Source organism: Sorangium sp. So ce385 (assembly GCF_051474135.1).
Taxonomy (GTDB): Bacteria; Myxococcota_A; Polyangia; order Polyangiales; family Polyangiaceae; genus Sorangium; species Sorangium cellulosum_D.
Genome location: NZ_CP150337.1, coordinates 4,591,654 through 4,603,470, shown reverse-complemented (window position 1 = coordinate 4,603,470; position 11,817 = coordinate 4,591,654). Strand labels below are relative to the sequence as shown.

Sequence of the window (11,817 nt, the reverse complement as noted above, 5' to 3'; positions counted from 1 at the left end):
CCGGTGAACCGCCGCGGCTTCCTCAGCTCCGTGGCCGCCGGCTGGCTCGTGCACACGGCCGCGCCGGGGCGGGCGCCGCTCGCCGGCGAGATCGTGGGCGCGGCCCACGGCGCGGGCCACCTGCTCCGCGGCGGCGCGCCGCGCGCCTCGCCGTCGGGCCCGGCCGAGCGCGCGGACGTCGTCATCGTCGGCGGCGGGGTGAGCGGCCTGTCGGCCGCGTGGCGGCTCGCCGGCGCCGGGCTCGACCTGCGGGTCCTCGAGCTCGAGCCGCGGCCGGGCGGCACGAGCGCGTGGGGCGAGGACGGCGTCGTGCCCTACCCGTGGGGCGCGCACTACCTGGCCGCGCCGAACGTCGAGGCGCGCGCGACGCTGCGGCTGCTCGAGCAGATGGGCGTCGTCACCGGGTGGGACGCGGCCGGCCGCCCCACGTTCGATCCGCGGCGGCTCTGCCACGCGCCGGGCGAGCGGCTGTTCTACGAGGGCGCCTGGCACGCCGGCCTCGCGCCCGTCGACGCGCTGCCGGCCGACGCGCTCGAGGAGCTCGAGCGGTTCCACGCGCTCGAGGAGGAGCTCACGGAGCTCCGAGGCAGCGACGGGCGCGCGGCGTTCCAGATCCCGCTCGATCGCTCGTCGCGCGATCCGGAGCTGCTCGCGCTCGACCGGATGAGCATGGCGGCCTGGCTCGATCGCGAGGGGTACCGCACGCCTTTTTTGCGCTGGTACGTGCGCTACGCGATGCTCGACGACTTCGGCGGCGAGCTCGAGGAGATCTCGGCCTGGGCGGGGCTGCACTACTTCGCGGGGCGCAAGGTGCGCACCCCGGAGCTCGCGGGCAGCCACTACCTGATCTGGCCCGAGGGCAACGGGCGCCTCGTGAAGGCGCTGATCGAGCGCGCGGCGCCGCGCGTGTCGCTGGGCGCGCTCGTCACGTCGGTGCGCCCGCAGCCGGGCGGCCGCGTGGAGGTCGACTACGTCGACGTGCAGCGCGGCGAGGCCCGCCGCGTCGAGGCGCGCGCCGCGATCCTCGCGGCGCCGGCGTTCGTCGTGCGCCGCATCTTCGCGGGCGGCGCGGCGGGCGCGCTGCCGGCGCGCGTCGCGTCGGCGTGGCTCGTCGCGAACCTGCACGTCGAGCGGCCCCTCGATCCCAACCACGCGTGGGATTCCGTCCTCTACGGCGCGGAGGGGCTCGGCTACGTGGACGCGCGCCACCAGCTCACCGATCTCGGCGCGGGCGCGACGCAGCGCTCGCGCCTGGAGGCGCCGATGCAGCGCACCGTGCTGACGTACTACCGCGCGTACGGCGGGCCCGACGTCGCCGGCGCGCGCGCGGCGCTGCTCGGCGCGCCGTGGGCGTCGCTCGCCGAGGGCGTGCTGCGCGATCTCGCGCCGGCGCACCCGCACCTGCGCGACGACGTGGGCCGGATGGACGTCATGATCTGGGGCCACGCGATGCCGCGCCCGCGCCCCGGCTTCCTCGGCCCGCGGCCGTTCGAGCCGGTCTGCGCGCTCGACGAGCGCGTCGCCTGGGCGCACGTCGATCAGCCCGGGATGGCGCTCTTCGAGGAGGCGCATGCGTCGGGCGTGCGCGCCGCCGAGACGATCGCGGCCGCGCTCGGGCTCGCGATCGGCGAGAGCTGGCTCTGAGCTCGCGCGCCCGGGCGAAAGCGCGCGGCGCGGGCGCGCTTTCGCGGCGAGCGGCGCTGCTCGGCGGGGAACCCCACGTCCCCTCTCATCTTTCAAGAGCAAAGTGCGTCCGGCGGGCGGGCGCCTCCGGGAGGGTCCGTCGCCCCGGCCGCCGGCCGCTTCTGCCCCGCGTGGAGCGGCCGCGGTGGGAGATCCGGCCCAGGATTTCAGCTTTGCCCTCGCCTTGAACTTGCGCTGCCCCCCGGCTCCGCGTCTACTCTCTGCCCATGTTGCGGACCCGGTTTGCCGGGATGACGGATACCGGGCTCCTCCGGGACCACAATGAGGACAACCTCCTCGTCAGCGAGGAGTACCGTGTGGTGGCCGTGGCGGATGGAATGGGCGGACACCGCTCGGGCGACGTCGCGAGCCAGCTTGCCGTGAGCACCCTCTCGGACTTCCTGTCCGTGACGGTGGGGAGGGACGCCACCTGGCCGTTCCCCGCCGATCCGAACCTCACCGAGGAGGAGAACTACGTCGTCACCGGCCTCAGGCTGGCGAACCGGCGCATCTTCGATCGCTCGCTGAAGACGCTCGCCGACTTCGGCATGGGCACGACGATCGTGGCGGCGATGTTCTCCAAGGACGCCGAGCACGTGACCGTGGGCCACGTGGGCGACAGCCGCTGCTATCGCCTGCGCGACAGCCAGATCACGCAGCTCACCCGCGATCACTCGCTCGTCAGCGACGCGGCGCACATGGCGCCGTGGATGACCGAGGAGGAGGTCCGGCAGCTGCCCGCCAACGTCATCACGCGCGCGCTCGGCATCCGCGAGGACGTCCTCGTCGATCTCGTGACGGACGAGACACGCCACGGTGACGTCTACCTCCTCTGCTCCGACGGCCTGTCCGGCCTCGTGAGCGACGATCAGATCCTCGAGCTCGTGATGTCGAGCGGCTCGCTGGACGCGGCGTGCAAGGCGCTCATCGATCGGGCGAACTACTTCGGCGGCACCGACAACATCACGGTCGTCCTCGCCCGCGTCGAGGAGGTCCCCGACGGCAAGCGCGCGTTCGTCGACGAGCCCACGCAGGAGAGCCGCTAGCCGCTCGCCCGCCCCGCCGCCTCCCGCGGCGCCCGGGCGGCGAGCGCGCGCCATGCGGCGCCGGCTGCGCCGTGCGCAGCAGGGCCATCGGCGGCTGTCGAGCCGGCTCTAGCGGGCGGCTGGCGGCGGCTCTAGCGGGCGGCTGTCGAGCCGGCTCTAGCCGACGGCTGTCGCGCCGGCTCTAGCGGGCGGCTGTCGAGCCGGCTCCAGCCGACGGCTGGCGCGCCGCTACAGGACGAAGTGATCCATGAGCTGAAGGACCTCCAGGTTCAGCCCCTTCAGCGCGGCGCACTCCCGCTCCACCTCGGCCTGGAAGACGGGCTTGATGTGGTAGAGCATCGTCGGCAGATCCTTCGGCGCGCGGAACTTCTGGAGCTCGATGGCGAGCGTCTGCGGCGTGTGGTGGCCGCTCACGGTCGCGAGCCGCTGCTCCCGATCGGGGAAGCTGACCTCCATCAACAGCGCGCGGAGGTCCTGCTGCTGGTTCAGCACCTCCCAGAGCCGCTCGGTCGGCCCGGTGTCGCCGCTGTACGCGATCGCGCCGCCGCTCCCCTCGATCACGAACGCCGACGCGTCGATCGTGTGCGTCACGTGGACCGCGCGCACGAGCCGCCCGGCGACCATCGTGGGGCGCTCCGGCTTGAGCTCGAGGTACTCGATGGTCGGCTGCGCGGGGGTCGGGATCACCGCGAAATCGGGCCACAGCACGTTGTTGAAGAAATGCTTCTTCAGCGTGCGCAGCGTCTCGCGCGTGCCCGCGATCACGAGCGGCGGGCACCCGAGCTGGCAGCGGTTGTCCGCGATCGTGGCCAGATCGCGGATGTGGTCGAGGTGCGCGTGGCTCACGAGGCACGCCTCGATCTTCGCCTGCTCCTTCACCTCGAGCCCGCTGGTCAGCGAGCCCGCGTCGATCGCGAGGACGTCGTCCACGACGAACGCGCACGTGCGATGCCGGGGGGTCTCCCCGCCGTGGCAGCCGATGACGCGCAGCTCCACTGGCTCAGCTCGCTCCGCCGAACTTCTGCGGCGTCTCCAGGAATTCGATGAAATCCTGAAACCTCCGCATGTCGGTCACCATGATCGCCCCCTGCCCAGGGGGCCCTTCCGCGAGGAGCTTCAGCCGGCGGAGCCGCGCCATCACCTCGTCCACCATTCCTTGCTCGACGTCGACCTCGCGCGCGATGTCCGCGGGGGAGGCGCGGAGGCGTATTCCTTGCGGCGTCTCTTCCCCGAACGCCTCGGCGTGGCGGGCGAGCGCGAGCATCACCCGCGCCTTCGGATCCCGGTGCATGAGGATCTCGACGAGCGCGTCCGCCGCGTCGAGCCGCTTCGCGAGCTTCTTGATCAGCCGGAACGCGATCTCGGTGTCCCGCTGCAGCATGGCCTTGAGCTTTCGCGCCTCGACCACGAGGCAGCGGGACGGCTCGCTGACGGTGGCCGTCGCGTTGCGCGGCTTGCTGTTCAGGATCGCCATCTCGCCGACGAACTCCCCGGGCCCGAGCACGGCGAGCACCTTGTCCTCGCCCTCGACCGATTTGGTGATCCGCACAGCGCCGGACTGGATGACGAACATGACCTCGCCGGGGTCGCCCTCGCGAAAGAGCACGTCGCCCGGCACATACTCGCGGCCATAGCGGGCGAACGACGACTCCGACATTGCCCGAGAGTCTAGCGCCGCGCGTGACCGCGGGTCAAAAACCCAGGCAAAGGCTCTCGGCCTCACAAAGCGCGAGGGGCCCTCCAAGCCAGTATGCTTTGGAGGACCCCTCGGCCCGCTTCGTCGGGAGCGGCGCGCGCCGCGTCGACCGCCCGGCGTCGCCGGAGGGCGGCGACGACCGGCGCGCGGCCGGACAGGCGGTCAACCCATGTCGAAGTCGCCCATGCCGCCCATGCCGCCCATGCCGCCCATGCCGCCCATGCCCCCCATGCCGCCCATGCCGCCGGGGGCGCCGCCGGCCGCCGGCTTCTCCTTCTTGGGCTTCTCGGCGACGAGGGCCTCGGTCGTGAGCATCAGGCTCGCGACGCTGGCCGCGTTGGAGAGCGCGTGCCGCACGACCTTGGCCGGGTCGATGACGCCGCCGGCGAGCAGGTCCTCGTACGCGTCGGTCGCGGCGTTGTAGCCGAACGTGGCCGCGCCCGACCGGACCTTCTCCACGACCACGGTGCCGTCGACGCCCGCGTTCTGGGCGATCTGGCGGAGCGGCGCCTCGAGGGCGCGGCGCACGAGCCGCACGCCGACGTCGCGCTCGTCGTTGAACTTGAGCTGCTCCAGGGCCGCGGCCGCCCGGAGGAGGGCCACGCCGCCGCCGACCACGATGCCTTCCTCGACGGCCGCGCGGGTCGCGTGCAGCGCGTCCTCGACGCGCGCCTTCTTCTCCTTCATCTCCGTCTCGGTCGCCGCGCCGACCTTCACCACCGCGACGCCGCCGGCGAGCTTCGCCAGCCGCTCCTGGAGCTTCTCGCGATCGTAGTCGCTCGTCGTGTCCGCGATCTGCTTGCGGATCGCCTCGATGCGGCCCTTGATCGCCGTCTTGTCGCCCTGGCCGTCGACGATGACCGTGTTGTCCTTGTCGATCTCGACGCGCTTGGCCGTCCCGAGGTCGCGCACCGTGGCGCTCTCGAGCTTCTGGCCGAGGTCCTCCATGAACGCGGTCGCGCCCGTGAGGATCGCGATGTCCTTCAGCATCTCCTTGCGGCGATCGCCGAAGCCGGGCGCCTTGACGGCGGCGACCTTGATGGTGCCGCGCAGCTTGTTCACGACGAGCGTGGCGAGCGCCTCACCCTCGACGTCCTCGGAGAGGATGAGCAGCTCGCGGCCCTGCTTCACCACCTGCTCGAGCAGCGGCAGGAGGTCGGCCATGGCCGAGATCTTCTTCTCGTGGACGAGGATGAGCGGGTTCGTGAGGACCGCCGTCATCTTCTCGGGATCGGTCACGAAGTAGGGCGAGAGGTAGCCGCGGTCGAACTGCATGCCGTCGACGGTCTCGAGCTCCGTCGTCATGCGCTTGTTCTCCTCGACCGTGATCACGCCCTCCTTGCCGACCTTCTCCATGGCGTCGGCGAGGATCTGGCCGATCTCCTTGTCGCCGTTCGCGCTGACGGTGGCGACCTGGGCGATCTGGTCCTTGTCCTTGGTCGGCTTGGCGGCCTGCTGCACGGACTCGATGACCTTCGCGACGGCCGCGTCGATGCCGCGCTTCAGGTTCATCGGGTTGTGCCCGGCCTCGACGAGCTTGAGGCCCTCGCCGAAGATCGCCTGGGCCAGCACCGTCGCCGTCGTCGTGCCGTCGCCGGCCTTGTCGCTGGTCTTCGAGGCGACCTCGCGGACCATCTGGGCGCCCATGTTCTCGAGCTTGCCGGCGAGCTCGACCTCCTTCGCGACCGTGACGCCGTCCTTCGTGACGACGGGCGCGCCCCAGCTCTTCTCGATGACGACGTTCCGCCCCTTGGGCCCGAGGGTCACCTTGACCGCATCGGCGAGCGTGTTCACGCCCTTCAGGATCGCGGCGCGGGCGCCGCGGCTATAAACGATCTGCTTCGCAGCCATCTCTCAATCCCCTCGCGGCCGCGCGGCCGCGTCTGCTAGCGCTTGCGTTCGGTTGCCTTCGATGCGGATCAGGAGGCGGACTCGGTCACGGCGAGCACGTCGTCCTCGCGGATGAGCACGTGCTCCTCGCCGTCGAGCTTCACCTCGGTGCCGCTGTACTTGCCGAACAGCACCTTGTCGCCGACCTTCACCTCGAGCGGGCGAACCTTGCCGTCCTTCAGGACCTTGCCGTTGCCCACCGCAACGACGCGCCCCTCGATCGGCTTCTCCTTCGCGGTGTCGGGGATGATGATGCCCCCCTTGGTCTTCGTCTCGCTCTCCACGCGCTTGACGACAATCCGATCCTGCAGCGGCCTGATTTTCATGGTGGCTCCCTCGTCCTCGGCTGGTTGACTGACCATCGGCTCGCCGGAGGTCCCGTTCGCCCCCCCGCAGGGGCCTTCCGCCCACACGACGAGAGCTAAGTGCCCAGGATCACAGTCGCTTGGCACTCTCCTAGGCCGGTGGCTAAACCGCGGCCGAAAGTAAATCAGTCGCCCGGCACGTCAAGGGCGCGCAGCAGACAGTCGCGACTTTTCCGGGGCCGTCGTCCGCGCGGAACGAAGAAGGAGTTCCTGGAGAAAGCGTCCGGGCAACCGTCACAATGCCGTGGAGGCCCGCCCGGGGAGATCGGGCGGCCGGGGGTGCGAGGGCGAGCGATGACGCTGCGGACGGAGGGGGCGGCGGCGCCGGACGGCGTGGCGGTGGCTGAGAGAGAGAGCGGCGGGCTCGAGGGGGGCGGAGAGGGCGGAGCGAACCGCGCGAAACACAGGGGATTTTCGGGCCCGTGACGATTTCTCGATCGGGTCCGATTTTGATCGCTTGACAACCCCACCGGTCCGAGTAGATTCCGCGGCCCGTGGCGCTGATGAACACAGCGCTGACCCCTTGGGGGATCGTCTAACGGCAGGACGCAAGATTCTGGCTCTTGCTATCAAGGTTCGAATCCTTGTCCCCCAGCCAGGTCGATCAGCTCTGCTATCGGCCTTCTCGACAGTACAAGGTCCCATCGTCTAGCGGTTAGGACATCGGCCTCTCACGCCGGTAACGCGGGTTCGATTCCCGCTGGGATCGCCAGCATCACCTCAGCTCTCCTGGCTACCGAGAGCTCCTCCGCGTCGCCCTGCGGCTGCGGCTCGCGAATCCGCGAGGCTGCGCCGTTCGTGTCTGTGCGCCGCGTGAGCACGGTGCGCGCCGGAACAGCTCGTCGAGCATCGCCGGGCGCTCCAACGTCGTCGCCCGGACCGTGAGCTTCTTGACGAAGCACGGCTTCGTCGAGGAGCACGCAGGGTAGCAACGCCGCCCCTCCGTTCGAAGTGCGCTACCCTCGGGCCCATGGCGGCGCAGGACGGGGACGAGCTGTTCGACATCTTCGATCGCAGCGGTAAGCCGCTCGGCGTGCGCAAGGCGCGCAAGCTCGTCCATCGCGACGGCGACTGGCATCGGAGCGTCCACGTGTGGGTGGTCCTCGAGCGCGCGCCCGACGGACGCCGGAGCAGCGCGGAGCCCTGGGTGCTCTTCCAGCAGCGCAGCCCGGACAAGGACACCTGGCCCGGCGCGTTCGAGGTCGCCGTGTCGGGGCACTACCGCGCCGGCGAGGATCTCGCGGAGGCGCTGCGTGAGGCCGAGGAGGAGATCGGCCTGCCGCTCGCGCCGGGCGACGTGCTCCGGCTCGGCACGTGCCGCCACATGGACGACCACGCGCCCGGCATCATCGACTGCGAGCTGGTGGACGTGTTGCTCGCGACCACCCGCCGCACGCTCGCGGCGTTCCGCCCCGATCCGGCCGAGGTCACCGCGCTGCTGTCGCTCCCGCTCGACGCGGCGCTGCGCCTCGTCCGGGGCGAGGTGCCCAGCGTGACCGGCCTGGTGCGGCAAGCGCCGGACGAGAGCGGCGCCGTGAAGATCGCGCCGCGCGACGTGCGGCTCGACGAGTTCGTGGCCGCGCGCGACGGCTATTACGAGTGCGCGCTCGAGAGCATCCGCCGCCACGCCGCGGGCGAGACGCCGGCCCCGTGGACGCTCGGCTAGCGCTCCCACCGAGCTCGTCCTGGCTCCGGCGCGCGGGCGCCGATTTCTTGGGCATTCGCGCCGGGCGGGGCAGAGTCGCGGCCGGAGGCTGCCCGATGAACCGACAGAAGACTCCGAGCGCTGTCCCTCGAGATGCCGTGGGGCGCTATCTGGCGAAGGCCACGCAGGGGAGCGGCGTGCGCGCCGTCGCCCTCGCCGGCGAGGAGGGCGCGCTCCTCGGCGGCGCGCGCCCCGGGGGCGCCGCGGCGAGCGACGACGAGCTCGCGCTGCTCGCCGCGCTGGGCGCCGGCTGCGCCGACAGGATCGCCGGCTACGCCGAGCTCGACGCGCTCGTCGATGCGGTCGCCGGCGACGACGACTTCTACGCGACGCGGCTCACGGTGTGCGAGCGGACGCTCTACCTCGCCTCGATCGGCGCGCGCGTCCCGCAGCAGAAGAAGGTCGCCGCGGAGCTCGGCCAGATCCTCGCGCCCGTGCTGTCGGCCTGAGGCGCGGCGGCCCCCGCCAGATCCCGCGCCCGCGGCGTCAGCCTGAGGCGCGGCGGCCCCCGCAGATCCCCGCGCCCGCGGCGTCAGCCTGAGGCGCGGCGCGCCTCCCCGGGCCGCCGGGCCCTCTCGGCGGGGCCCGCCGTCGCGACGATGAACCCTTCGGCCCGGTGCGGGGCGAGGCCGCAGCGCGCGTTCATGCGCTTCGCGATCTCGTCGCCGGCCCGGACGAGCGCGTAGAACCACCGGATCCCGAAGCGATCGTGCCCCTCCCGGAGGGCCGCGGCCTGGAGCGGGGCGCCGAGCCCGCGGCCGCGGTACTCCTCGCGCAGGCAGGTGCAGATCGGCATGCCCGTCCACGAGGGGGCCTCGCCGACGTCGGAGATCCAGAGCGGCGGGGCCCCCAGGAGCCCGAGCTGGGAGAGCGCCCTGGGCCCGCCGTCCTCGGCGGCCTCGGGCCGCGTCAGGACGCACAGGGTCGTGCAGCCGATCAGCGCGCCCCGGCCGTCGCGCAGCGCGAGGGTCACGGAGCGCCCCTCGGCGCCGCGCAGCGTCCAGCCAGGGAGCGGCGCGTGGCCGCTCTCGGCCTGGAGCTCCTGGATCGACCGGATCGTGACGTCGTCGTCGTCCGGTGACACCCGGGAGAGGCGGAGGCCCGCCGGAAAGGAGCGAAACCGGCCGAGCCCCTGCACGGCGGCGCGCACCTCGCCGGCCGGGGCGCCCATCACCGAGAGCCCCTCGTCCACGGAGAGCCCCGCCTGGCGCAGCGACGCGGCGAGCGCGGGGAGCTCCGGCCGGGGGGCGTGCAGGAGCACCCGCTCGAAGCAGCGTACGAGCACCTCGCGCCGCTCCGGCGGCGTCCGCTGGGCGTGCAGCAGGATCAGCGAGCGCCCGTCCGTGGTGATGCCGTCCTGCTCCGCGATCCAGCCGCGCGCGGCGTAGAGGATCCGCTGAGCCCGGTAATCGGCGGCCTCACCGAAGCAGCCCGGCCCGTCCGCCGGAGCGGGGCCGCGCTGCTGCGGGGCGTCGTCGCGATCGAGGTCGAAGGCAAGCATCATGGCGGCATTCCTCCTGTCGAGAGCGAACGGCGGCTCCCACGAGAGCCGAAAGCCGGCGCGGGGCGCCCGCGCCCTGCGCCCGGGCGAGCCCCTGCCGCGCCGCCGAGGTCCACCGGCGAGATGGCCTGAAGCGGCGGTGCGTGAATTCGGGAGAACCCCGCTTTCCCGGCGGCGGTCCAGCTCGCGTGTCGAGACTTCAACTTATCCCTGCTCGGCGATCACGCAAGCCGCGACATGCCATGATCCGGGCAGCGCCCGATCCGGGACACGCGCGCTCACGCCCGCTTATAAGTCATTAAATTTGCTCACAAAACAGACCAACATCCACGTTCGTCCACAAGGCATCTCGCCGTCCGGGGGCGCCGGGATGTGGACATAGAACGACCTAGCCTGGAGCGACGCGTGGCACGGGCCGTCGCGTGGGGGAACGCACGCGCCACGGGCGGACCGGCGGGGGGCCCTGGACCAGGGAGGTCGCCGGCATGACCTCGGCGGTTGAGGACGATCGCGCGCCCTGGTAGGTTGGCGTCCAGTATTGCGTGATGACCACCGCCCTTGTCACCGAACCCGACAGCGCCGCGCCCCTGCTGCCACGTCCGTTCCTCAAATGGGCGGGCGGCAAGGGCCAGCTGCTCCGACAGTTCCAGCCGCTCCTGCCCGCGTCCTACGGGCGCTACTTCGAGCCGTTCGTCGGGGGGGCCGCGCTCTTCTTCTGCCTCCAGCCGAAACGCGCGACGCTGACGGACGTCAACGCCGAGCTCATCGACTGCTACCGGGCGGTGCGCGACCGGGTCGACGAGGTCATCGCCGCGCTGGGCAGCCACGCCTACGAGGAGGCGCATTACTACCGGGTTCGCGATCTCGACCCCGCCTCGCTCACGCTGCCCGAGCGCGCCGCGCGGACCATCTTCCTGAACAAGACGGGGTTCAACGGGCTCTACCGGGTCAACAGCGCCGGCCGCTTCAACGTGCCTTTCGGCCGCTACGTCAACCCGTCGATCTGCAACGCGCCCCAGCTGCGGGCCTGCTCGGCGGCGCTGCAGGGCGTCGAGCTCGAGGTCCGCGACTTCGAGCGCGTGCTCGACCACGCCAGGGAAGGCGACTTCGTCTACCTGGACCCGCCGTACTCGCCCGTCTCGCCGACCGCGAACTTCACGTCGTACAGCGCGGGCGGCTTCAGCTTCCGCGACCAGGAGCGCCTCGCGGCGCTGTTCGCGGCGCTCGACGAGCGGGGGGTCCAGGTGATGCTCTCGAACTCCGATGTTCCCGAGATCCCGCCGCTCTACAAGCGGTTCAAGATCGACCGCGTCGCGGCGCTCCGGAGCATCAACGCGAAGAGCGACGCCCGGGGCCGCGTGGGAGAGATCGTGATCCGGAATTACGCGACCCGGCGGAGCCGCAAGGCGGCGGCGGACAAGGCGGGCTGAGCCCCGCGCCGCCGCGGGGCGCGCGCCTCAGTCGACGGTCTTCGACCCGTGCTTCTTCGGATCGGGGGCCGCGCGCTCCTCGGCGTACGCCATCGCCACCTCGATCTCCTCGTGGATCTCGCTCGAGGTGACCTTGTTCCCCGACGGATCGACGGCCTCCCACACGAAGCCACGGAGCTCGCCCGGGCGCTCCGGCCTCCAGCGGACCCGCAAGGTCCAGCCGTTGATCTCGGCGGTATACCCACCTTCCTCGTGATCGCGCTGCCATGCCGAGACGGTCGGGTGCTTCAGCATCGCGAGGTCTCCGGAGCAGCGAGGCGAGAGGACGAAAGAACTGTTCCCGAATGGCCGCGCTCCCCCCCCGAGCAACGCCGCCGTCCGGGAACACGGGGAAGATAGCAGGCGCCTCGGACCGGGCGATCAGGCAGGCGTGTGTTCCTCATGGGGGTGCACCTTACTCCAGTCCCAGCGCGCGCCGAAAGGTGTCGCAGGCGCGGGTGG

11 protein-coding genes and 2 tRNA genes are annotated in these 11,817 nt (G+C 71.8%); 7 read left to right on the top strand and 6 right to left on the bottom strand.

What is annotated here, in order from left to right:
• The first annotated feature begins 3 nt into the window (after positions 1–3).
• Both WME83_RS16960 and WME83_RS16955 read left to right on the top strand, forming a co-directional pair.
• A complete protein-coding gene (locus tag WME83_RS16960) occupies positions 4–1,644 on the top strand; it encodes an FAD-dependent oxidoreductase (protein ID WP_437320323.1) in 1,641 nt (546 codons plus the stop codon).
• A 266-nt stretch (positions 1,645–1,910) separates the two neighbouring features.
• A complete protein-coding gene (locus WME83_RS16955) occupies positions 1,911–2,729 on the top strand; it encodes a PP2C family protein-serine/threonine phosphatase (protein ID WP_020735368.1) in 819 nt (272 codons plus the stop codon).
• A 228-nt stretch (positions 2,730–2,957) separates the two neighbouring features.
• On the opposite strand, the gene WME83_RS16950 is transcribed toward WME83_RS16955, so the two are convergent.
• The 4 genes from WME83_RS16950 to groES all read right to left on the bottom strand — a co-directional run bounded on the left by WME83_RS16950 (position 2,958) and on the right by groES (position 6,641).
• The gene (locus tag WME83_RS16950; RefSeq protein WP_437320322.1) at positions 2,958–3,725 is read right to left on the bottom strand and encodes an MBL fold metallo-hydrolase; all 768 of its coding nucleotides are present in this window, start codon (positions 3,723–3,725) and stop codon (positions 2,958–2,960) included.
• Positions 3,726–3,729: 4 nt separating this feature from the next.
• Positions 3,730–4,386, bottom strand: coding sequence for a Crp/Fnr family transcriptional regulator (locus tag WME83_RS16945; protein ID WP_437320321.1), 657 nt, complete (start codon positions 4,384–4,386; stop codon positions 3,730–3,732).
• Between the two features lie 201 nt (positions 4,387–4,587).
• Positions 4,588–6,276 carry a chaperonin GroEL gene (gene groL, locus WME83_RS16940; protein ID WP_437320320.1) on the bottom strand — a complete coding sequence of 563 codons (1,689 nt, stop codon included), beginning with the start codon at positions 6,274–6,276 and terminating at the stop codon, positions 4,588–4,590.
• Positions 6,277–6,344: 68 nt separating this feature from the next.
• A complete protein-coding gene (groES, locus tag WME83_RS16935) occupies positions 6,345–6,641 on the bottom strand; it encodes a co-chaperone GroES (protein ID WP_129575258.1) in 297 nt (98 codons plus the stop codon).
• Positions 6,642–7,204: 563 nt separating this feature from the next.
• On the opposite strand from groES, the gene WME83_RS16930 reads away from it, so the two are divergent.
• The 4 genes from WME83_RS16930 (at position 7,205) to WME83_RS16915 (ending at position 8,834) form a co-directional block, all read left to right on the top strand.
• Positions 7,205–7,278, top strand: a tRNA-Gln gene (locus WME83_RS16930).
• Between the two features lie 39 nt (positions 7,279–7,317).
• A tRNA-Glu gene (locus WME83_RS16925) sits at positions 7,318–7,392 on the top strand.
• Between the two features lie 258 nt (positions 7,393–7,650).
• A complete protein-coding gene (locus WME83_RS16920; protein ID WP_437320319.1) occupies positions 7,651–8,346 on the top strand; it encodes an NUDIX hydrolase in 696 nt (231 codons plus the stop codon).
• 95 nt (positions 8,347–8,441) lie between these two features.
• Complete coding sequence (locus WME83_RS16915) at positions 8,442–8,834, top strand: hypothetical protein (protein WP_437320318.1); 393 nt, start codon at positions 8,442–8,444, stop codon at positions 8,832–8,834.
• A gap of 83 nt (positions 8,835–8,917) precedes the next feature.
• Here the strand turns inward: WME83_RS16915 and WME83_RS16910 are convergent, their stop codons facing one another.
• A complete protein-coding gene (locus WME83_RS16910; RefSeq protein WP_437320317.1) occupies positions 8,918–9,889 on the bottom strand; it encodes a hypothetical protein in 972 nt (323 codons plus the stop codon).
• Between the two features lie 542 nt (positions 9,890–10,431).
• Here WME83_RS16910 and WME83_RS16905 point away from each other — a divergent pair.
• The gene (locus WME83_RS16905; protein ID WP_437320316.1) at positions 10,432–11,316 is read left to right on the top strand and encodes a DNA adenine methylase; all 885 of its coding nucleotides are present in this window, start codon (positions 10,432–10,434) and stop codon (positions 11,314–11,316) included.
• Positions 11,317–11,343: 27 nt separating this feature from the next.
• Here the strand turns inward: WME83_RS16905 and WME83_RS16900 are convergent, their stop codons facing one another.
• Positions 11,344–11,610, bottom strand: coding sequence for a hypothetical protein (locus WME83_RS16900; protein ID WP_061629436.1), 267 nt, complete (start codon positions 11,608–11,610; stop codon positions 11,344–11,346).
• Positions 11,611–11,817: the final 207 nt, after the last annotated feature.

Coding starts and splice junctions, on each gene's coding strand:
- WME83_RS16945 (WP_437320321.1), bottom strand. CDS start 4,386: ATGTCGGAGTCGTCGTTCGCCCGCTATGGCCGCGAGTATGTGCCGGGC.
- WME83_RS16900 (WP_061629436.1), bottom strand. CDS start 11,610: ATGCTGAAGCACCCGACCGTCTCGGCATGGCAGCGCGATCACGAGGAA.
- WME83_RS16955 (WP_020735368.1), top strand. CDS start 1,911: ATGTTGCGGACCCGGTTTGCCGGGATGACGGATACCGGGCTCCTCCGG.
- WME83_RS16920 (WP_437320319.1), top strand. CDS start 7,651: ATGGCGGCGCAGGACGGGGACGAGCTGTTCGACATCTTCGATCGCAGC.
- groES (WP_129575258.1), bottom strand. CDS start 6,641: ATGAAAATCAGGCCGCTGCAGGATCGGATTGTCGTCAAGCGCGTGGAG.
- WME83_RS16910 (WP_437320317.1), bottom strand. CDS start 9,889: ATGATGCTTGCCTTCGACCTCGATCGCGACGACGCCCCGCAGCAGCGC.
- WME83_RS16915 (WP_437320318.1), top strand. CDS start 8,442: ATGAACCGACAGAAGACTCCGAGCGCTGTCCCTCGAGATGCCGTGGGG.
- WME83_RS16905 (WP_437320316.1), top strand. CDS start 10,432: ATGACCACCGCCCTTGTCACCGAACCCGACAGCGCCGCGCCCCTGCTG.
- groL (WP_437320320.1), bottom strand. CDS start 6,276: ATGGCTGCGAAGCAGATCGTTTATAGCCGCGGCGCCCGCGCCGCGATC.